Origin of the sequence: Mesorhizobium sp. M0207, from assembly GCF_040321995.1 — a bacterium.
In the GTDB taxonomy this organism is placed as follows: domain Bacteria; phylum Pseudomonadota; class Alphaproteobacteria; order Rhizobiales; family Rhizobiaceae; genus Mesorhizobium.
Map to the genome: position 1 here is coordinate 125,961 of NZ_JAMYSQ010000010.1, position 19,679 is coordinate 145,639.

The window sequence follows — 19,679 nt, forward strand, 5'->3', positions numbered from 1 at the left end:
CCAGCGTATCTCTTCGCGCGACTCGCTTCCCACGAGCAGGGTGAACGGCACAGACCTTGCGATGTCTCGGCCAGAGCAGGCAAGCGTCAGCAAGCATTGCTTGTTCGCACGAAAAATACTGTGACTTGGCGTAACCGTTGAGATAATTGTTGTCGTGTCCGATCGAACCGGGACACGGCCCGATCGGCCGGAAAATTGCATCACGGGGGTTGCCATGCTCTGGAAGGGCCGTCGTCAGAGTGACAATGTCGAGGACGAGCGCGGCCAGAGCGGCGGGCTTGGCGGCGGGCCGGGGCAGTTTCGCATCCCGATCGGCGGTCGCGCGGGCGGCGGCGGCATGTCGGGCATTATCATCGTAGGGTTGATTTTCCTGGCAGGGTGGTATTTCGGCTTCGACCCGAGTCAGATCCTCGATAACAGCGGCTTGCAGCCCGGCGGCGGTCAGATCACCGACAATAGCGGTGCGCAAGGCGGCGGCACCGGTGCGCCCGCCTCCGACGAGATGAAGCAGTTCGTGTCGACTGTGCTGGCCGAGACCGAGGACACGTGGACCGGTATTTTTCAGTCCGAGGGCCTGACCTATCAAGATCCAAAACTGGTCCTGTTCAGCGGACGGATCGGCTCTGCTTGCGGCTCTGCCTCGTCAGCGGCCGGACCATTCTACTGTCCCAACGATCGCAAAGTCTATCTCGACACCACCTTCTTCCAGCAGCTCGATCAGCAGTTCGGTGCCTCGGGCGATTTCGCACAGGCCTATGTGATCGCGCATGAGGTCGGCCACCATGTGCAGAACCTCGTCGGCATCCTGCCCAAATTCAACCAGATGCGGCAGAGCATGGGCGAAGCGGACGCCAACCACATGTCGGTGCAGGTCGAGTTGCAGGCCGACTGCTTTGCCGGCATCTGGGCGCATTTCACCGGTCAGAAAGGCATCTTGGAACAGGGCGACATGGCGGAGGCACTGAACGCCGCCAAGCAGATCGGCGACGACACGCTGCAGAAGAAGATGCAGGGCTACGTCGTGCCGGAAAGCTTCAACCACGGCACGTCGCAGCAGCGGCAGACCTGGCTGGCGCGAGGCTTCCAGAACGGCAAGCTTTCGGACTGCGACACGTTCAACAACCCGATCTGAGCCGACGGTTTTCTCGTAATCCGAGAGACTGGATCGCAGTCAGGGGATGTCAGGATGAAAGCACTCTGCCCGTTCCCTCATTGTTCCCAGCGATGTGCTCGCCTATAAGGTGTGTTCCCGTTAGCTTGGGCGGCCCGAGGAGATACCATCATGATAGACCCCAAAACCGCCAGGCGGGGCCTTGCGCTTGTTTTCACCACCCTGCTGCTCGACATCATTGGCTTCGGCATCATTATGCCGGTGCTGCCGGCCTATCTCAGGGAATTGACCGGCGTCGGCATCAGCGAGGCGGCTATCGAGGGCGGCTGGCTGTTCTTCGTCTATGCGGCGATGCAGTTCGTTTTCGCACCAGTGATGGGCGGGTTGAGCGACCGGTTCGGGCGGCGGCCTATCCTGCTTGCCTCGGTGCTGACGTTCGCTATCGACAATCTGATCTGCGCTATCGCCTGGTCCTATCCGATGCTGTTCATCGGCCGCGTGCTGGCCGGCATTTCCGGCGCCAGTTATTCCACGACATCGGCATTCATTGCCGATATCTCGACCGACGAAAATCGTGCGAAGAATTTCGGGCTGCTCGGCATTGCTTTCGGCGTCGGCTTCGTCATCGGGCCGGTTCTGGGCGGGTTGCTCGGCACGTTCGGGCCGCGTGTGCCGTTCTATTTCGCTGCCGGGCTTGCTTTCGCAAACTTTCTGATCGCGCTGTTTCTGTTGCCGGAAACACTTGATAACAAGCACCGTCGCCGCTTCGAGTGGAAACGCGCGAACCCGGTCGGCACGCTCGTCCAGATGCGCAACTACGAAGGTATCGGCTGGATCGGACTTGTCTTCTTTCTGATGACGCTGGGGCACATGATGTATCCTGCGGTCTGGTCGTTCGTCTCCAGTTATCGCTATGGCTGGAGCGAACAACAGATCGGCTTCTCGCTCGGCGCTTTCGGCCTGTGCGGGGCGATCGTCATGGCGACAGTCCTGCCGCGCGTGATCCCTAAGCTCGGCGAGTGGAAGACGGCGGTAATCGGTCTGGCATTTACCGCACTCAGCGCCTTCGGCTACGCCTTCGCGTCACAAGGCTGGATGATCTATGCAGTGATCGTCGTCGGATGTCTCGAGGCGTTGGCCGACCCGCCGCTCAGAAGCCTGGCGGCCGCCAAGGTGCCACCTTCCGCCCAGGGCGAACTCCAAGGCGCAATGACCTCGATCTTCTCGATTACGTCGATCATCACACCGCTGCTTTATACGGCGATCTTTTCCTGGTTCACGGGCCCGAACGCGCCCGTGGTTTTCGGCGGTGCCCCCTATCTGCTCGGCGCGATTTTCCTCACGCTGGCGCTCGTCGTCTTCGTCACCAGGGTGGCCAAGCCGACGCCGAAGGAAGTCAAACGCATGCACACGCAGGAAGCCGTGACGGACGGGGCTTGATCGGCGCCGGGAGCCCGGCCGGCGCCGTCAATCAAATCCGTTTTTACGCAATGCGCTAAACACGCTCGGCCAGTGCCGGCTCGCCGCGCTTTTCGCGGATGAGATTGACGAAGCGGCGAAACAGATAGTGCGAATCCTGCGGGCCGGGCGAGGCTTCGGGATGATGCTGGACCGAGAAGACCGGCCTGCCGGTGAGCGCAATGCCGCAATTCGAACCGTCGAACAGCGAGACATGGGTTTCCTCGACGCCGCTCGGCAATGAGTCGGCGTCGACGGCAAAGCCATGGTTCATCGAGACGATCTCGACCTTGCCGGTGGTGTGGTCCTTGACGGGATGATTGGCGCCGTGGTGGCCCTGATGCATTTTTGCGGTCTTGCCGCCCAGCGCCAGCGCCAGCATCTGGTGGCCGAGGCAGATGCCGAAAAGCGGGATTTCGGTCTTCAACAGATCCTGGATAACCGGAACGGCGTAGTCGCCGGTGGCTTCCGGATCGCCAGGGCCGTTGGATAGAAAAATGCCGTCCGGCCGCATCGCCAGGATCTCCTCGGCGCCGGTTTTTGCCGGCACCACAGTGACCTTGGCGCCGAGGCCGGCCAGTAGGCGCAATATGTTGCGCTTGACGCCGTAGTCGACGGCAACGACGTGCATCGACGGATCAGCCTGTTCGCCAAAGCCCTCGTTCCAGACCCAAGGCGTCTCGCGCCAGACTGATGACTGGCCGGAGGTCACCTCCTTGGCGAGATCAAGCCCGATAAGCCCTGACCATGCGGCGGCGCGGCGTTTGAGGTCATCGATGTCGAAGATACCGTCGGGCGCGTGCGCGATGACGGCATTGGGCATGCCCTTTTCGCGGATCAGCGCGGTCAGCGCCCGCGTGTCGATGCCTGAAAGTGCGACGATGCCGCGCTTCTTCAGCCACTGGTCGAGACCGGTTCCGGCCCGGTAATTCGACGGGTTGGTGACATCGGCCTTGAACACGGCGCCGACGGCGCCGGCGCGGGCCAGCGGGTTGAGGTCTTCGGTGTCTTCGTCATTGGTGCCGATATTGCCGATATGCGGAAAGGTGAAAGTGACGATCTGGCCGGCATAGGATGGATCGGTGAGTATCTCCTGGTAGCCGGTCAGCGCGGTGTTGAAGCAGACCTCGGCGACGGCGGAGCCGGCGGCGCCCAGACCACGGCCCTCTATGACAGTGCCGTCGGCCAGCACCAGCAGGGCTGTCGGCCTCTCGCTGGCCCAAGGGGGGGTCGACGCGGCTGTCATCGTAGCCATGGCGGCACTCCTAAAGGTTGCGCCCTCAGTCGGCGCAACAAAAGGCGCGAAGCGGCGATCTCACAGCCTCGGCGCGCTAGGTTTTCATTTGTGCCTGTCGTTGCCCAAAACCGCTGCGCATTTTTGGGCGACGTGCACTAGAATTCAATTTCATGCAAGGCCCAGTACATAGGGGAAGGCGCCAAGGCGGTCAATGATGCCGCGCCGTGCGAGCCTAGATTTATTTCGTCGAATAATATCAGCGGTTTGCCGGACGCTATCGAGTTTGCCTTGAGCTATCGGCACGACTATTGTCCGCCGCATTCGAAGGAGAAAGCACCATGCGAGGCAAAATCGCCGAATCCCTGAAGAGCGCGATGAAGTCGCAGGACAAGCGCCGGCTGCCGACATTGCGGCTGATCCAGGCGGCCATCCATGATCGCGACATCGCCAATCGCGGCGCCGGCAAGGAGCCGGCGAGCGATGACGAGATCCTGCAGATCCTGGCCAAGATGGTGAAGCAGCGCGAAGAATCGGCCAAGGCGTTCGATGACGGCAAGCGGCCGGAGCTTGCAGCGCAGGAGCGCGACGAGATGGCCATCATCCGCGACTTCCTGCCGACGCAGCTGGGCCAGGCCGAGACGGAAAGCGCCGTCCGTTCCGCCATCGCCGAGACTGGTGCCAGCGGCGTCAAGGACATGGGCAAGGTGATGGCGGCGCTCAAGGAAAAATACGCCGGCCAGATGGATTTCTCCAAGGCGAGCGGCATCGTCAAGAGCCTGCTGCAGTAAGCCGCCGAAGGCCCTTGCCGTCGCGCCCGCAATCCGGCAGCCAAAAGCTCGCGCCCGTGATCGAACTCGTCAAACCGGCGTTTGAACACCTGCCGTCCTACAAGGCGGCCCTCGAGCGCGGCTGGTCGCCGGACAATGTGCGGCTGCTCGACGCGACGCGCGAGCAGCTTGCGGCTATCGAAAAGGATCCAGCGACTTTCCTTGGCGATCTCGACGATTCCGATGGCAAGGGACCGCCGATCACCTTGCCCGACGGTTCGACGGTGCCGCGGCTGCCCGGATTCCGGCGCTGGATCTGGGACGGGGAAGTCGCAGGCTCAATCGGCCTGCGCTGGCAGCACGGCACCGCGTCGCTGCCGTCGCATGTGCTCGGCCACATCGGCTATGCGGTGGTGCCGTGGAAACGGGGACGCGGCTATGCGACCGAGGCGCTGCGGCTGATGCTGGTGGAGGCGAGGGCGGTTGGCCTGCCCTTCGTCGAAATCACCTGCAAGCCTCACAATGTGCCCTCGCAGAAGGTCGTTCTGGCCAATGGCGGCCGGCTGGTCGGGCGTTTCTTCGAGGACGCCGCCTATGGCGGCGCGGAAAGCCTGCGCTACCGGATCGATCTGTAGCCCTATTCGGCGGCAGCCGGCAGCGGCGGCGCAGCCCGGCTTCGCCATTCCCAGACATGCGAGGCAAGCGCAACCGCGACGGCGACCAGCATGGCGATCGCGCCAACCACCGGCAGGCTGCGATAGCCATAGCCGGCATTGAGCATCGCCGCGCCGAGCGATGCGGCGAGCGCGATGCCGACATTGAAGCCCGACGGGATGAGCGACGAGGCAAGGTTGGAGGCGTCCGCGGTCCAGGTCAGGATGCGGGTCTGGATCGGCGTGCCGATGGCAAAGTTGAGGCCGCCCCAGACGAAGATCGCTATCACCATCGGCAGCGGGTAAGGGCCGACAGCGTAGATCAAGGCGAGCATTGCCGCCTGTAGGAAAAGCATGGCGATAAGCGACGGCATCAGCTTCCAGTCGGCGAGCCGCCCGCCGACAAAGACGCCGATCGTTGCGCCGACCCCGTTGAGCAAGAGCACCCAAGGTATCCATTTCTCGTCGAGGCCGGTGACCTCAAGCAGCGTCGGCGTGATGTAGGTGAACAGGCCGAACTGGCCGATCATCAGCATCAGCATAATAATGAGCGAGGTCCAGACCTGCTGGCGTGCGAGCACACGGACCTCGCTTCCAAGGCTCGCCGACGGGCTCGACGATCCCGTCTTGCGCGGCAGCAGGGCGCCGACTGCCGTGAAGGCCACCACACCGAGCGCGCACATCACCCAGAATGTCGCACGCCATCCCCAGATGTTGCCGATTGCCGTGCCGGCCGGAACGCCGATTACGTTCGATACGGTGAGGCCGGACAGGATCAGCGCCACCGCCATGCCGCGCTGGTCTTCGCGCACGAGGCCGACGGCCACCACCATGGCAACGCCGAAATAGGCGCCATGCGCGACGGCCACCGCTATCCGCAACAGCAGCATCGAGGCGAAGTCGGGCGCCAGCGCACAGGCGGCCTGGCCGATGGTGAAGGCTGCAGTCAGTCCAAGCAGCAGGGCCTTGCGGGAGAAGCTTTTGGTGGCGAGCGCCAGCAGCGGGCCGCCGACTGCAATGCCGCCGGCATAGCCGGAAACGAGATAGCCGGCGGTCGGGATCGCGACACCAAGGCCCTCCGCCACCTGCGGCAGCACGCCGGCGATGACGAATTCGGTAGTGCCGAAGGCGAAGGCGGCAATGAACAGGGCAATGAGGGGGAGCATGGCGGAAAGGCGATCCTCAGATAAGGTCGCCTCAAACCACGGATGAGGGCAGCGGGCAATCCAGAAATTGTCGACGCCGCTTTAGCTTTTCTTGATCGCCGGTCAGGCGTCCGCGCGGAGGCAAGAGCTAGGCGGCTGCCTTCCTCCCGTAAGGAATTTTCAGCCACGCACGTTCGTGAAAATAGTAGAGCAGCGACTTGGTGACGACCTCGGTCAGGCCGATGGCAGCGGCGAGCTTAATGCTTCCGGTCACGACGAGCGAAATGATCATCGTATCGATGGTGCCGGTGATGCGCCAGGAAAGCGCTTTGGCGAAGCTGCGAGAATGGGTGTCCATCGACTTTCCTTCCGGTAGATGCGGCGATCTTTAGCCGACAGACAGGAGGTGGCGCAAAGATAATTTCTGCGCATTGGCCCACAGCAATTTTCATAGGCGATGTTGTGAAGCTTCCCGGCCTGTGGATGCAATCTATCCGGCCTTCAGCCGCGAACCGGTGAGCAGGCCACGCTCTTCAAGAACGGGATAGGCCATCGAGGCGAGCAGCGAGTTGATCTGCTTGAGGTCGCGAATGGTGTCGAGATGGATGGAACTGGTCTCGACACTCTTGGCGGTGCCGTCGCGCAGCCGCACGAAATGGCTCTGGCTGGTTTCCTTCTCGCGGTCGCGCAGCCGGTCCTTTTCCAGCACCAACTGGCGAGCGGTCTCCGGATCGCGGGACACCAGCACGTTGAAGGCAAGCCTGGCATTGGCAAGCACCAAGGCATGGAAGGCGCAAAGCTCACGCCAGCCTTCCGGCGTGAACTCCAGCCCACGCTCGAATTTCTTCTTCACGTGGACCAGCATGTTGCGCACGATGATGTCGCCGACCTGCTCCAGCTTGACGCAGGCGCCGATCAGTTCCTGGCAACGCAGCGCCTCGTCCTCGCTCAGCGGGTTCTTGGTGACCCTGGCCAGATAGAGCTTGATCGCAGCGTGCTTCCTGTCGACACGGTCGTCGAGTGCGGCCAGCGCGCCGATCTTGTCGGCATCGGCGCTCTCATAGAGCTCGATGATCCGTTTCAGCATGATCTCGACCGTTTCGCAGACCCGCACCACCTCGCGGGTGGCGTTGGCCAATGCCTGGCTCGGCACGTCGAGCGCACTTTCGTTGAGCGCCGAAAGCTCGACGACGTCGAGCGCGTTGGCGGCCTGGGGCTTGGTGCCCAACGCCACGATCCTTTCCGAGGCGCGATAGACCAGGCTCGCCAGCGGTAGGCCGGCGACCAGGATCAGGATGTTGAAGACAATGTGGGCATTGACGATCTGCTCGGGCACCGTGCTGCCCAAGAAGGCGACCGGCGGCTTGAACGTCAGGAACAGGATCAGCATGATCAGCGAACCCATGCCGCGCATCAGGAGATTGCCGATCGGCACGATACGAACGCCGGGTTCTGCGTTGCGGGTTAGAAGCGGCGCGATGATCGAAGAGCCGAGATTGACACCCAGCACCAGCACGATACCGAGTTCGGGCGGGATGAAGCCGCGGCCGGCCAGCGTCACCATCAGCAGCACCGCGGCGATCGAGGAATGGAACAGCCAGGTGATCACCGCCGCCAGAAGATAGGCGGTGACCGGATCGCCGGAGAAGTAATCGACGATGAGCGGCATCAGCGTGCTCTGGCGCAGTGGCTCCGACGCCTGGCCGATCATCTCCAGCGACAGAAGCAGCAGGCCGATGCCGACCAGGATGCGGCCGAACTGGCGCCAGTCGCGCCGCTCGGTGGCCATGAACATGACGGTGCCGGCGACCAGGCAGATCGGCACCAGCAGCGACAGATCGAAGGTGAGCAGCTTGACCACCAGTGCCGAGCCGATCTCGGCGCCGCGCACCGCAAGCTGGCCCGACATGCCGCTGACAATACCGGAGCCGGCGAATGAGCCGACCAGCAAGGTGACGGCGGTCGAGCTTTGCAGCGCGACAGCCAGGCCGCAGCCGGCCAGAACCGCCATGAACGGATTGCGCATTGTGGCGCGCAGTTTGTGGCGCAGCACATCGCCATAGGCGCGCTCGACGCCGGTCTTCACCAAACGGGTGGCAAACAGCATCAATGCGACCGCACCGGCAAGGTGCAGCAAAACGACAGAGCCACTCATGCCCGACCCCGCAACCCAACAGATGCCAGCGACGCGGGCGCGGTGACGTCAAGGGTGCAAAAGTGGGCGCGAATCGTGGACATTGCAGACGTTGATATTACTCCGATTTATTTTAGCCGAATAATAAATTTTGCCCGCTTCGGACGTGTGTTGCCACGCGACGGGGCGTGTCGGAAATGGATGGCTGACAAAATGGTTGCATAGCCTGCGGAGTTGCGGCGGGTCATGCGTCCATTCTCGGGCGCCCGCTTTAAAGGTAGCGCTGAATTAGTCGTTCTAACTGTAAGAAATCATTACGAAAACGTAATCTCGGTGTTCAGTTTCGGTTCATCCTTCCCGCTCTATTCCGTAGGCAGCGACAACCAAGGAGTACCCGCCATGAAACGCATCGTTCTTTCCGCCATTGCCTTCTCGATGCTGGCTGCAACCACCTGGCAGGGCCAGGCCGCACCTCTGAACACACCAAACGCGCCGCAGTCGAACTACAGCCAGGTCGATTGGCAGAAGCCTGGCAGGCATGTCGACGTGAACAAGCATGTCGACGTGAACAAGCGCGTCCTAGTGAAGAAGAAGATCGTTGTGAAGCGCAGCCATTGGCGCAACGGCCAGAGATATTCCAGCTGGAAGCGTCACCAGCCGATCCGCGACTATCGCCACTATGGCCTGCGCCGTCCGGGTCCCGGGCAGGAATGGATCCGGGTTGGCAATGACTATCTGCTGGTCAGCGTTCTTTCCGGCTTGATCTTCGGCGCCATCGCCACGCAGTGACCGCGGAACGTCTGACCGGCACGGCGCTGGTCAATGAAAGAGAGGCGGCCCACCAAGGCCGCCTTTTTTCATTGGTCCATCTTGATCCTAATTCAGCGCGGCCGAAAGTTTCACGGTTCCGCTGAAATACTTCGCCGAATCGGAGCCGATGCCGCCATAGCTGGTGGAGAGGCCGAGACGCATGCCGCCCGGCATGCGGGTATCGACGCCGGCTCCGACGCGGCCATGGAAATTGTCGGCGCCGCTTTCGGTCGCTGTGTCGCTTATGTCGAAGACGCCGTCGAGCCGCAGGTTAAAGTCGAGGGTAACGTCGTCATCCGTGACATGGCGATAGGAAACGCCGGGGCCGAAGGCGATCTGGCCGAGGCCGGCGGTGACGGAGGGAATGGGGACGTTCAGGCCGTCGACATAGGCTCCCGATTTTTCCTCGAAATAGGAGAAGCGCGCCCGCGGCGAGAAGGTCCAGGCGTCATATTGCCATTCCCCTTGCAGCGTGGCGCTGACCAGCCAACGGCTGGCGTCGAAGCCGTCGGTGTAGGTATCCATGGGGCTGACGCTGTTCGAGGATGTTCCAGCTCCGGCGAGCAAATCGAAATACAGATTGTCCGTCAGCCGAGCGGTCAAATAAGGCCCGGCGATCCAGCCGGTGCCCTCGGCGGTTCCGCCGCCGCTGCCGGTGAAGCCGTCGGTACGATCGATCTGGACGAAGGCGCCAACAAGCAGATTGCGGCTGACCAGATAGTCGGCGCCGAAGGTTGCGAGGGCGAATTTGCCGTCTTGGTCATTGATGTCGAAGCGGCTGTAAGTGCCTTCGAACCAGATGTCGAACAGGCTGTTGGCATCTTCCCCGCCAAGCCGCCGCATGGAGGCAAGGCTTGCGCTGACATTGACCGAGTTGGTGTCGGCCATGCCGGGCAGGTACGCGAGCAGGGTGGCCACTGGGCTGCCGCCGCCGGCGACGCCGTCGAGCCGGTCGATGCGGCGCTGGATGTCGGGCTGGTTCTCCAGGATGAGGCTGGCGCGTGTCTCCATGAATTCCTTGATGAGCGCCGTGGTATTTTCGCGTGAATTGGTGCTGGCGAACGTGCAGACGACGCTTTCGCCGGGCGCCATGTTGATCACAGCCGTGCGGTTCGCCACATTGCCGACGGAATCGCCATCGTTGCAACTGATCGAGGTCAAGGCGAAGCCGGCGGCGGTCATGTCGGCGGCGGTGATGCTGTAGGAGCCGGTCGGCAGCGAAACGGCCGGTCCGTCGCCGGAGCCGCTGCTGGTGGCGATGGTGAAGTTGAGGCCGGGCGCCGGCGAGGAGAAGCCGAAGGAGCCGTCGCCGCTGTCGGTGGTCTGGCGGATGGTGATGGAGCCCAGGGCGTGGACTTCCTGGGCGAGCGCGCTGGAGGTGCTTGTCGCGTTGTTCGCGTCGCCATTGTAGGTCGCGACAACCTGACGGGTGCCGACCGGGAGGGCGGACGTCGTCAGGGCAGCGGTACCGCCGGCGAGCGCGACCGTAGCAGCGGGCGAGCCGTCGACACTGAAGGTGACCGTTCCGGCCGGCGGCGGGTTGCCGGGAGCCGAAACCGTTGCCGTGAAAGTGACCTGATCGCCCTGATTGGAAGGGTTGAGGCTGGAAACGACCAAGGTGGTGGTGCCAAGCTTGTCGATGGTCACCGAATAGGCCTTGGAACCGGATTTCCCATTCTGATCGGTTGCAACTGCGGTGAAGTCGAATGTGCCGGTATTGGTCGGGGTACCGGAGAGCAGACCGGTCGCGTCGAAGCTGATGCCCGACGGGAGGGTTCCGGACGTCAGCGCGAAAGTATAAGGCACCGCGCCGCCGCTGGCCGCAAGCTGTTGCGAATAGGCCTGGTTGTATACGGGGTTTGGCAAGGATGCCGGCGTCAGCTCGACGGTCGGCTCGGCAATGATCAGCGTGTAGGATTTCGAACCGATGAAACCGTTTGCGTCGGTTGCCGCCACGACCAGGTCGAACGTGCCGGTATTAGTCGGGATTCCGGAGAGCAGACCGGCCGCGTCGAAGCTGATGCCCGACGGGAGGGTTCCGGACGTCAGCGCGAAAGTGTAGGGCGTCATACCGCCGCTGGCCGTCAGCTGCTGCGAATAGGCCTGGTTGTAGACCGGACTGGGCAATGACGGCGGCGAGACCGTGATCACGGGCGGTGTAAAGGTGACCGTGTTGTCGGTGCTGGTCGAGGCTTCGTTCGCATCGACGGCGGCATTGGTTGCCACGCCGGCCGGTATTGTGGCCACGACGGACCCTGAACCCGTCATGCCGCTGACCGCGACGCTGAAAGTGCTGCCGGAGCCGGTGACGACAGCGATGGTGGCGCCGGCGGTGCCGGAAAGCACAACGTCGCTGCCGCTGAAGCCGGTCACCGGCTCGCTGAAGACCACGTCGAAGAGGATTGGCGACGAACCGGTCGGATCGCTCTGGCCGGCAGCCTGGTTGATGGTCACTGTCAGCGGCGGTGGCGGCGGCAGATTGTAGGTGACGGTATTGTCGGTGCTGGTCGAGGGCTCGTTCGGATCGACGCTGGCGTTTGGTTGCCACGCCGGCCGGTACTGTGGCCACGACGGAACCTGAACCCGTCATGCCGCTGACCAAAACGCTGTAGGAGCTGCCGGAGCCAGTAACGGACGCGGTGGTGGCGCCGGCGGTGCCGGAAAGATCGACGTCGCTGCCATTGAAGCCGGTCACCGGCTCGCTGAAGACCACGTCGAACCGAATTGGTGACGAACCCGCCGGATCGCTCTGGCCCGCTGCCTGGTTGATGGTCACCGTCGGCAGCGCGAACGCCGCGGTCGGCACGAGCACGAGCACGAGAATGGCGGCGTAGGCGCGCCTCAGCGTTGCGAACAAAAGCAGGAAAATCGACGACAACAGAAAGGAAAGTGCGGACAACGGCAAACGCCGCAGCCGCATGGTGACATGCGCATCCAGAGCTACGGTCACCCCGTCCCCCAAAATCCCCCGACCGGCAGGCCTGCTCTCTACGGGCGCTGAATTCCGGACGAGTCGCCTTTGCTTATGATCATCTAGATTGGCGAGTTCATGCAAAGTCAATCTTGAAGCCACGGGTCAGGTAAGCTTGAGACTATTCCCGCTGCGGTGTGGCGGCCACGCAACGTCAGGCGCCTGGACCCCTTGGCCCTGTGAAAACCGGGTATGGTTCCGCATTAGGAGTCGTCGGGCTTCGCCGGCGTGATTATATGGAGGCCAAACGAGCTGTCCCCCATGCGCTTTCCGCCTGCTTTCCTCGACGAGATCCGCGACCGCGTGCCGATTTCTTCGGTGATCGGCCAGCGCGTCGCGTGGGACAGGAAGAAGACTAACGCGCCGCGCGGCGACTATTGGGCGTGCTGTCCCTTCCATGGCGAGAAGAGCCCGTCCTTCCACTGCGAGGACAAGAAGGGCCGCTACCATTGCTTCGGCTGCTCGGTTTCGGGCGACCATTTCAAGTTCCTGACCGAACTTGACGGGATGAGCTTTCCTGAAGCGGTCGAGAAGATCGCCGACATGGCCGGCGTGCCGATGCCGGTTCGCGATGCCCAGGAGGAGCGGCGCGAAAAGGAACGCGCCAGCCTGACTGACGTCATGGAGATGGCGACGGCGTTCTTCCAGGAACGGCTGCAGGGACCGGAAGGGGCAAAGGCCCGCGCCTATCTGCGCGACCGGGGGCTGACACCGGCGACGCAGCAGTCTTTCCGCCTCGGCTATGCCCCCGACAGCCGCAATGCGCTGAAGGAGCATCTTGCCGCCAAGGGTGTCCCCAAGGCCGACATCGAGGCGTGCGGGCTGGTGCGCCATGGCGACGACGTCCCGGTTTCCTACGATTGGTTCCGCGACCGCATCATGTTCCCGATCCCGGATTCCAGGGGCAAGATCATCGCCTTCGGCGGGCGGGCACTGGCGCCGGATGCGCCGGCCAAATACATGAACTCGCCCGATACGGAGCTCTTCCACAAAGGCAACGTGCTCTACAATTTCGCCCGTGCGCGCCAAGCGCTCGGAAAGGGGGCGCTGGCCAAGGGCGGCACGGTCATTGCCGTAGAGGGCTACATGGATGTGATCGCGCTGGCGCAGGCCGGCTTCGAAAACGTGGTGGCGCCGCTCGGCACCGCGTTGACTGAAAACCAGCTCGAACTTCTATGGCGCATGGCTGGCGAGCCGGTGCTGTGCTTCGACGGCGACCAGGCCGGGTTGAAGGCAGCGTGGCGCGCCGCCGACATGGCGCTGCCGGCGGTCCAGGCAGGCCGCTCCGTGCGATTCGCCCTGCTGCCGGAGGGCAAGGATCCCGACGATCTGGTCAAGGGTGACGGGCCGGATGCGTTCCGCGCCGTGCTTTCCGAGGCACGGCCGCTGGCCGACCTCTTGTGGATGCGCGAGACCGCCGGCGGCATCTTCGACACGCCGGAACGGCGGGCGGAGCTCGAAAAGACGCTACGCGAACTGACCAGCCGCATCCGCGACGAGAGCCTTCGTTATCACTACCAACAGGAAATGCGCGAGCGCGTACAGAGCTTCTTCGGGACCCAGCGCGGACGCCAGGGACGTCAGGACGGACGGCCAGGTGAGCGCTTCCCGGGCAGGGTCTCAGCACCCGGCGGACAGTTTGCACGTGGCGGCAATGCCGGTGGGCGCACCGCGATCACCGAAAGCCTCGGCCGCTCGGCGCTGGTCAAACGCGGCGGCGAGGGCATGTCGGTGCGCGAGGCGACGATCATTGCGGCCCTCGTCAACCATCCCGTGCTGATCGACGAGAATTTCGCCCATGTCGAGTTCCTCGATCTCGCCAATTCCGATCTGAAGCGGCTGCATGCGGCCATCCTCGACGCTATGGCGCACGATATGGCCAACAACCGCGAGGCTGTAATCGCGACGATCGAGCGGGCCGGCTGCGGTGAGATCTGGCAGCGCGCGGTGGCGCTGATCAAACGTGCGCGGCAATGGCCGGCGCTGGAAACGGCAGCACTCGACGATGCTCGCGATGCGTTCAGCCAAGCTCTCCACTTGCAGCGCAGCGCGCGCACCTTACATAAGGAGCTGAAGCAGGCGGAAGCAGCGCTCGCCAGCGATCCCACGGACGAAAATTACCGGCACCTGGTCGAAATCCAGGCGCAATTTCGTGATGTGCAGGCAACGGAAGCGCTGATCGAAGGGTTTGGCGTATCGTCGGGCAGAGCTGGGCGCGTTTAGATCGAAGCCTCCAGAAGACTGAAATGTAAGGACGTGCTTGCGCGTTGAATCAAGCGTGCGGTGCTCTAAGTCGGGTAATTGATTCGCTTTTTTCATGCGAATCATGCGAGAGGCGCTTGACCTTCCGGCAGAATGGCGGAATCAGGTCGATTCGAAACGTTAACCCGCCCCGGCATCGACGGGAATGCAGCGATGTAAGGTACTGATCACTGGACAGGCAGTCAGCTTGCCACAGATATCAGGGTTAATCTGGACTTAACGAGAGATGCAGTTACTGGCCCGGTAAAGCGCGTTCTGGAAAGAGCGCATCCAATTTGACCGGACCGGCAGCTTACGCGGCTTTGATACTCAGCCGCTTGGAGAAAATAAAGACTATGGCGACAAAAGAAAAGGAAGAAGTCGAGACCGAACGCGAGGCCGCGACCGATGGCCCTCTGCTCGACCTTTCCGACGATGCTGTCAAGAAGATGATCAAGGCCGCCAAGAAACGCGGTTATGTCACCATGGACGAGCTGAATTCGGTGCTGCCCTCGGAGGAAGTGACCTCCGAGCAGATCGAGGACACGATGGCCATGCTTTCCGACATGGGCATCAACGTGGTCGAGGACGACGAGCAGGGCGAGGAGCCCGAAGCCGCCGATACCGCCGCTGACGCCGAGGAAGACGCCAACGAGCTGGCCGAGCAGACCGGCACCGCCGTCGCCGCCACCACGACCAAGAAAGAGCCGACCGACCGCACCGACGATCCGGTCCGCATGTATCTGCGCGAGATGGGCTCAGTCGAGCTTCTGTCGCGCGAGGGCGAAATCGCGATCGCCAAGCGCATCGAGGCCGGCCGCGAGACGATGATCGCGGGCCTCTGTGAAAGCCCGCTGACTTTCCAGGCCATCATCATCTGGCGTGACGAGCTCAACGAATCGAAGATCCTGCTGCGCGAGATCATCGACCTCGAGGCGACCTATGCCGGGCCGGAGGCCAAGCAGGCGCCGGTTGTCGAGCGTATCGAGGAAGCCAAGACCGAGGAAAAGTCGCGCCGTTCGCGCGAGGACGAGGACGACATTACCAATGTCGGCGGCGACACGCGTGGCCTGGTGGACGACGACGAGGAAGACGATGACGAGGCGAGCCTGTCGCTGGCGGCCATGGAAGCGGAACTGCGCCCGCAGGTGATGGAGACGCTCGACGTCATTGCCGACACCTACAAGAAACTGCGCAAGCTGCAGGACCAGCAGGTCGAGAACCGGCTGGCTGCCGCTGGCACGCTGTCGCCCAGCCAGGACCGCCGGCTGAAGGAATTGAAGGACCAGCTGATCAAGGCGGTGAAGTCGCTGTCCTTGAACACGGCGCGCATCGAGGCGCTGGTCGAACAGCTCTACGACATCAACAAGCGCCTGGTGCAGAACGAAGGCAAGCTGCTCAGGCTGGCCGAAAGCTATGGCGTGCGTCGCGAGGAGTTCCTCAAGGAATATCAGGGCTCGGAGCTCGATCCCAACTGGACGCGCTCGATCGGCAATCTGACCTCGCGCGGCTGGAAGGAATTCACCAAGAACGAGAAGGACGCCATCCGCGACCTGCGCGCCGAGATCCAGAACCTCGCCACCGAGACGGCGATTTCGATCCAGGAATTCCGCAAGATCGTCAACCAGGTGCAGAAGGGCGAGCGCGAAGCCGCGATCGCCAAGAAGGAAATGGTCGAGGCCAATCTGCGCCTCGTCATCTCCATCGCCAAGAAATATACCAATCGCGGCCTGCAGTTCCTCGACCTGATCCAGGAAGGCAATATCGGCCTGATGAAGGCGGTCGACAAATTCGAATACCGCCGCGGCTACAAGTTCTCGACCTACGCGACGTGGTGGATCCGGCAGGCGATCACCCGTTCGATCGCCGACCAGGCGCGCACCATCCGCATTCCGGTGCACATGATCGAAACGATCAACAAGATCGTGCGCACCTCGCGCCAGATGCTGCATGAGATCGGCCGCGAGCCGACGCCGGAAGAACTGGCGGAAAAGCTCGCCATGCCGCTGGAAAAAGTGCGCAAGGTTCTGAAGATCGCCAAGGAGCCGATCTCGCTCGAAACGCCGGTCGGCGACGAGGAGGATTCGCATCTTGGCGACTTCATCGAGGACAAGATGGCGATCCTGCCGATCGACGCGGCGATCCAGGCCAATCTGCGCGAGACGACGACGCGCGTGCTGGCCTCGCTGACGCCGCGCGAAGAGCGCGTGCTCAGAATGCGCTTCGGTATCGGCATGAACACCGACCACACGCTTGAAGAGGTCGGCCAGCAGTTCTCAGTCACCCGCGAGCGCATCCGCCAGATCGAAGCCAAGGCGCTGCGCAAGCTCAAGCACCCGAGCCGGTCGCGCAAGCTCAGAAGCTTCCTCGACAGCTGAGGCCGGGTGACGGACAAGCAGTTTAAAGGGCGCCGGTGGCGCCCTTTTCCGTTTGGACACAGGCGATCACGATTGGACGCGCCGCTCTTGCGGGTCGTGCCCTACGAGAGGATAATTCCGCGACGGACGCATTCTCTGGGCGACAAACCCGGATGCCCGCCCCGGCGGTTTGACGCCGTGCTCCGTGGCACCGGAGGGAGGTGTGCCATGACAACTTACATCGTGCTGATCAACTGGACGGAGCAAGGCGCCAAAAATGTGCGCGAATCGCCGAAGCGGCTCGATGCCGCCAAGAAGCTGCTGGGAGACATGGGCGGGTCCTTTAAGGCATTCTATCTCACCATGGGGGATTGCGACATGGTGGCCGTGCTCGAAGCGCCCGACGATGCTGTCCTGGCTCGTTTCTCGCTGATGCTGGCGACAGGCGGAAACGTCAGGACGCGGACACTCAAGGCTTTCCCCGAGGATGCCTATCGCGAGATCATCACCTCGCTCGGCTGAGCCGCGGCGCCTGAAGCGCGTCGCGCTGAACGGCCCTTGCGACGCGCTTTAAACTCTTCTTTTTATGCATGTCGTTATCGTAAAACCGCTGCGTACCCTTTGGGCGACCTGGATCAGCGAAGCCGGCCATTCCGCCGGTATCGTGTCACGTTGCGGCGCAACGGCATTTCTCGGATAATCCGTGCGTGTCCTCTGGTGCCGTTTCGAAACATGGCCAAGCCTCTGCTGACTGTCTGGTACAATACGCGCTGTCCGGTCTGCGATGCCGGCATCAGCCGGCAGAAGCGGCGGCTGATCGAGGCGGTCAAGGCCGGGCGGATCGAATTTCGCGACATCAATGCCGAACCGGCGGCGCTGGCCGGGTACGGCATCGGCCTGGAGGACATCCGGCGCCGGCTGCATGCGATCGACGCCGACGGCAAATTGCTGGTCGGCGCCGATGTTGCCATTGCTGTATGGCGCACGACGCCCGGCGAAGCCTGGCTCGCAACACTGTTCGGCAATCCCGGCGCACTGCCGTTGACGCGCTATGGCTATGATCGCTTTGCCGATCTGCTCTATGCCTGGAACCGGCGCAAAGGCCGCTGGTAACGGGTATTATGCGCTCCGCACCGAAAGGTCCGGAGATTGTTTCCGGGCCTTTCGCGTGCCCTGCTATCGAGCCACGGGCTCGCAAAGCCAGCCAACGATGCGGCGCACCGCCGGCAGCACCAGCAGCAGCGTCGGAAAGGCCACCAGCCAGGACAGGCCTCAAGCCGTCAGCCAAGTGGCCAGCATGTCGGGCTGGAAGCCAAGGCTTTTCAGTGTCGAGATGAACGACACGATGAACGTCGTCAGCAACGACAGCACCAGCGGGCCGAGCACGGCGGCATAGCGCGCAGGCAGCCTGCTGCGCGGGGTTTTCATGGTCATTTGGATTTCCCTGAAGCATCCGGTTCGTCGCCTTGCACCCATTCGCCGGTATTGTCGGCGTAACTGCCCGGAACGACCGGGGTGGATGCGTTGCTTCACGTCAGACGCTTACGGAGCGGCCTTCGGCCCTCATGCACCGTCTAGCTGCCCTCGCTGGCGAAATCAATCCTGCTGGTGCCATTTTCAGATACATCGTAAGATATATCTTGACTCGGCCGTGGCGGGCACTTAGTTGAGATATATCGTAAGACATAACTCAAGGAGCAGACAATGCACAAAGACAATCATTTCAGCCATCATCGTTTCGGCGAACGCGCCGAGCGCGTCTTCATGCATATGGCCGGCAAGTTCGGCGGACGTGGCGGCGGCTTTGGCCCGTTCGGGCATGGCATGAGAGGCGGCGGACGCGGCGGGCCGGGCGACATGTTCCGCGCCGGCCGCATGCTGGCCGACGGCGATCTCAAGCTGATCACGCTGTCACTGCTGGCCGAGGCGCCGCGGCACGGCTACGACATCATCAAGGCGCTGGAGGAGCGCACCAGCGGCGTCTACAGCCCGAGCCCCGGCGTGGTCTATCCGACGCTGACCTTCCTGGAGGAGGCCGGCTACGCCGTTTCTGCGGCGGAAGGCAACAAGAAGGTGTTTTCAATCACCGAGGCTGGGCAGGCGCACCTCAACGAAAATCGCGAGATGATCGACCACGTGCTCGAACATCTCGAGCGCTTCGGCCGCAAGATGGCCAAGGCGCGCGACTGGTTCGGCTGGAACGATGACGGCGACGGTGGCCGGCGCGGCCGCGGCCGCTCGGAAAAGCGCGACGAGTTTCGCGCCGTGCGCCACCGGCTACGCGCCGCGCTCGGCGAGATCGTCGATGCGCCTGAAGCAAAGCAGGCCGAGGCAATCAGCATATTGGAAGCTGCCGCGGAAGCCCTGGAAGCACTGACGCGCGACTGACCTCTAACGGCAAGCCGCAGGCGGCCCTTGCCGGTCCAGCCAAGGACCGGTACTGAAAATCATCCTGCGTCGCGCTATGTGGTGCAGGATGATTGCCGTTGGAGGATACCCCATGTCTTTTCTGAAGCGTCTTTTCGGCGGAGGCAACGAAGCCGCCGAGCCAAAGACAGCGGCGCCGGCAAAGCAGATCGAGCACAAGGGATTTTTGATCAGCGCCACGCCCTACAAGGCGGAGGGCCAGTACCAGACCTGCGGCGTGGTTTCGAAAGAGATCGACGGCGTGATGAAGGAGCACAAATTCATCCGCGCCGACCGCTTTGCCGGGCTTGATGATGCCGTCGACATCTCGATCAAAAAGGGCATCCAGCTGGTCGACGAGCAGGGCGAAAAGATCTTCGGATAGATCG

At 62.6% G+C, this 19,679-nt stretch carries 17 protein-coding genes and 1 pseudogene; 12 read left to right on the top strand and 6 right to left on the bottom strand.

Features of this window, described 5'->3' with window-relative positions; genetic code table 11:
- Nucleotides 1-214 precede the first annotated feature (214 nt).
- Both ypfJ and NKJ15_RS15945 read left to right on the top strand, forming a co-directional pair.
- The gene (ypfJ, locus tag NKJ15_RS15940) at nucleotides 215-1,132 is read left to right on the top strand and encodes a KPN_02809 family neutral zinc metallopeptidase (RefSeq protein ID WP_352473939.1); all 918 of its coding nucleotides are present in this window, start codon (nucleotides 215-217) and stop codon (nucleotides 1,130-1,132) included.
- 150 nt (nucleotides 1,133-1,282) lie between these two features.
- Nucleotides 1,283-2,551 carry a TCR/Tet family MFS transporter gene (locus tag NKJ15_RS15945; protein ID WP_352683610.1) on the top strand — a complete coding sequence of 423 codons (1,269 nt, stop codon included), beginning with the start codon at nucleotides 1,283-1,285 and terminating at the stop codon, nucleotides 2,549-2,551.
- Between the two features lie 55 nt (nucleotides 2,552-2,606).
- Here NKJ15_RS15945 and carA read toward each other — a convergent pair whose 3' ends face one another.
- Entirely contained in the window at nucleotides 2,607-3,824 is a 1,218-nt protein-coding gene (gene carA, locus NKJ15_RS15950) for a glutamine-hydrolyzing carbamoyl-phosphate synthase small subunit (protein WP_352541094.1), read from the bottom strand.
- 320 nt (nucleotides 3,825-4,144) lie between these two features.
- Here carA and NKJ15_RS15955 point away from each other — a divergent pair, with 320 nt between their 5' ends.
- A complete protein-coding gene (locus NKJ15_RS15955) occupies nucleotides 4,145-4,594 on the top strand; it encodes a GatB/YqeY domain-containing protein (protein ID WP_292658734.1) in 450 nt (149 codons plus the stop codon).
- A 56-nt stretch (nucleotides 4,595-4,650) separates the two neighbouring features.
- Entirely contained in the window at nucleotides 4,651-5,208 is a 558-nt protein-coding gene (locus NKJ15_RS15960; RefSeq protein WP_352473942.1) for a GNAT family N-acetyltransferase, read from the top strand.
- A 2-nt stretch (nucleotides 5,209-5,210) separates the two neighbouring features.
- Here the strand turns inward: NKJ15_RS15960 and NKJ15_RS15965 are convergent, their stop codons facing one another.
- The 3 genes from NKJ15_RS15965 to NKJ15_RS15975 all read right to left on the bottom strand — a co-directional run bounded on the left by NKJ15_RS15965 (nucleotide 5,211) and on the right by NKJ15_RS15975 (nucleotide 8,526).
- Entirely contained in the window at nucleotides 5,211-6,392 is a 1,182-nt protein-coding gene (locus NKJ15_RS15965; RefSeq protein ID WP_352473943.1) for an MFS transporter, read from the bottom strand.
- Nucleotides 6,393-6,519: 127 nt separating this feature from the next.
- Nucleotides 6,520-6,729 carry a DUF2061 domain-containing protein gene (locus NKJ15_RS15970; RefSeq protein ID WP_352473945.1) on the bottom strand — a complete coding sequence of 70 codons (210 nt, stop codon included), beginning with the start codon at nucleotides 6,727-6,729 and terminating at the stop codon, nucleotides 6,520-6,522.
- A gap of 132 nt (nucleotides 6,730-6,861) precedes the next feature.
- The gene (locus NKJ15_RS15975; protein WP_352816167.1) at nucleotides 6,862-8,526 is read right to left on the bottom strand and encodes a Na/Pi cotransporter family protein; all 1,665 of its coding nucleotides are present in this window, start codon (nucleotides 8,524-8,526) and stop codon (nucleotides 6,862-6,864) included.
- 378 nt (nucleotides 8,527-8,904) lie between these two features.
- Here NKJ15_RS15975 and NKJ15_RS15980 point away from each other — a divergent pair, with 378 nt between their 5' ends.
- Nucleotides 8,905-9,294 (top strand): RcnB family protein, encoded by a 390-nt coding sequence (locus tag NKJ15_RS15980; RefSeq protein ID WP_352473947.1) that lies wholly within the window; start codon nucleotides 8,905-8,907, stop codon nucleotides 9,292-9,294.
- Between the two features lie 87 nt (nucleotides 9,295-9,381).
- Here the strand turns inward: NKJ15_RS15980 and NKJ15_RS15985 are convergent, their stop codons facing one another.
- On the bottom strand, nucleotides 9,382-11,769 hold the full coding sequence (locus NKJ15_RS15985) for a putative Ig domain-containing protein (protein ID WP_352816170.1): 2,388 nt from the start codon (nucleotides 11,767-11,769) through the stop codon (nucleotides 9,382-9,384).
- A gap of 188 nt (nucleotides 11,770-11,957) precedes the next feature.
- Here NKJ15_RS15985 and NKJ15_RS15990 point away from each other — a divergent pair, with 188 nt between their 5' ends.
- The 5 genes from NKJ15_RS15990 (at nucleotide 11,958) to NKJ15_RS16010 (ending at nucleotide 17,997) form a co-directional block, all read left to right on the top strand.
- On the top strand, nucleotides 11,958-12,149 hold the full coding sequence (locus NKJ15_RS15990) for a hypothetical protein (RefSeq protein ID WP_352816172.1): 192 nt from the start codon (nucleotides 11,958-11,960) through the stop codon (nucleotides 12,147-12,149).
- Nucleotides 12,150-12,547: 398 nt separating this feature from the next.
- On the top strand, nucleotides 12,548-14,509 hold the full coding sequence (gene dnaG, locus NKJ15_RS15995; RefSeq protein WP_352771682.1) for a DNA primase: 1,962 nt from the start codon (nucleotides 12,548-12,550) through the stop codon (nucleotides 14,507-14,509).
- Between the two features lie 374 nt (nucleotides 14,510-14,883).
- Nucleotides 14,884-16,905, top strand: coding sequence for an RNA polymerase sigma factor RpoD (gene rpoD, locus NKJ15_RS16000; RefSeq protein ID WP_023678297.1), 2,022 nt, complete (start codon nucleotides 14,884-14,886; stop codon nucleotides 16,903-16,905).
- A 207-nt stretch (nucleotides 16,906-17,112) separates the two neighbouring features.
- On the top strand, nucleotides 17,113-17,406 hold the full coding sequence (locus tag NKJ15_RS16005; protein WP_292658752.1) for a GYD domain-containing protein: 294 nt from the start codon (nucleotides 17,113-17,115) through the stop codon (nucleotides 17,404-17,406).
- A gap of 210 nt (nucleotides 17,407-17,616) precedes the next feature.
- Complete coding sequence (locus NKJ15_RS16010) at nucleotides 17,617-17,997, top strand: thiol-disulfide oxidoreductase DCC family protein (RefSeq protein ID WP_352542055.1); 381 nt, start codon at nucleotides 17,617-17,619, stop codon at nucleotides 17,995-17,997.
- Nucleotides 17,998-18,060: 63 nt separating this feature from the next.
- Here the strand turns inward: NKJ15_RS16010 and NKJ15_RS16015 are convergent.
- Nucleotides 18,061-18,318 (bottom strand): annotated as a pseudogene (locus NKJ15_RS16015) (DUF2798 domain-containing protein).
- Between the two features lie 270 nt (nucleotides 18,319-18,588).
- On the opposite strand from NKJ15_RS16015, the gene NKJ15_RS16020 reads away from it, so the two are divergent.
- On the top strand, nucleotides 18,589-19,272 hold the full coding sequence (locus NKJ15_RS16020) for a PadR family transcriptional regulator (protein WP_352491496.1): 684 nt from the start codon (nucleotides 18,589-18,591) through the stop codon (nucleotides 19,270-19,272).
- Nucleotides 19,273-19,384: 112 nt separating this feature from the next.
- Nucleotides 19,385-19,675 carry an HlyU family transcriptional regulator gene (locus NKJ15_RS16025; protein ID WP_023678291.1) on the top strand — a complete coding sequence of 97 codons (291 nt, stop codon included), beginning with the start codon at nucleotides 19,385-19,387 and terminating at the stop codon, nucleotides 19,673-19,675.
- Nucleotides 19,676-19,679 lie beyond the last annotated feature (4 nt).

Excerpts from the sequence above, each read along its gene's own strand:
- ypfJ (WP_352473939.1), top strand. The coding sequence starts at position 215 with ATGCTCTGGAAGGGCCGTCGTCAGAGTGACAATGTCGAGGACGAGCGC.
- NKJ15_RS15945 (WP_352683610.1), top strand. The coding sequence starts at position 1,283 with ATGATAGACCCCAAAACCGCCAGGCGGGGCCTTGCGCTTGTTTTCACC.
- carA (WP_352541094.1), bottom strand. The coding sequence starts at position 3,824 with ATGGCTACGATGACAGCCGCGTCGACCCCCCCTTGGGCCAGCGAGAGG.
- NKJ15_RS15955 (WP_292658734.1), top strand. The coding sequence starts at position 4,145 with ATGCGAGGCAAAATCGCCGAATCCCTGAAGAGCGCGATGAAGTCGCAG.
- NKJ15_RS15965 (WP_352473943.1), bottom strand. The coding sequence starts at position 6,392 with ATGCTCCCCCTCATTGCCCTGTTCATTGCCGCCTTCGCCTTCGGCACT.
- NKJ15_RS15970 (WP_352473945.1), bottom strand. The coding sequence starts at position 6,729 with ATGGACACCCATTCTCGCAGCTTCGCCAAAGCGCTTTCCTGGCGCATC.
- NKJ15_RS15975 (WP_352816167.1), bottom strand. The coding sequence starts at position 8,526 with ATGAGTGGCTCTGTCGTTTTGCTGCACCTTGCCGGTGCGGTCGCATTG.
- NKJ15_RS15980 (WP_352473947.1), top strand. The coding sequence starts at position 8,905 with ATGAAACGCATCGTTCTTTCCGCCATTGCCTTCTCGATGCTGGCTGCA.
- dnaG (WP_352771682.1), top strand. The coding sequence starts at position 12,548 with ATGCGCTTTCCGCCTGCTTTCCTCGACGAGATCCGCGACCGCGTGCCG.
- rpoD (WP_023678297.1), top strand. The coding sequence starts at position 14,884 with ATGGCGACAAAAGAAAAGGAAGAAGTCGAGACCGAACGCGAGGCCGCG.
- NKJ15_RS16005 (WP_292658752.1), top strand. The coding sequence starts at position 17,113 with ATGACAACTTACATCGTGCTGATCAACTGGACGGAGCAAGGCGCCAAA.
- NKJ15_RS16010 (WP_352542055.1), top strand. The coding sequence starts at position 17,617 with ATGGCCAAGCCTCTGCTGACTGTCTGGTACAATACGCGCTGTCCGGTC.
- NKJ15_RS16020 (WP_352491496.1), top strand. The coding sequence starts at position 18,589 with ATGCACAAAGACAATCATTTCAGCCATCATCGTTTCGGCGAACGCGCC.
- NKJ15_RS16025 (WP_023678291.1), top strand. The coding sequence starts at position 19,385 with ATGTCTTTTCTGAAGCGTCTTTTCGGCGGAGGCAACGAAGCCGCCGAG.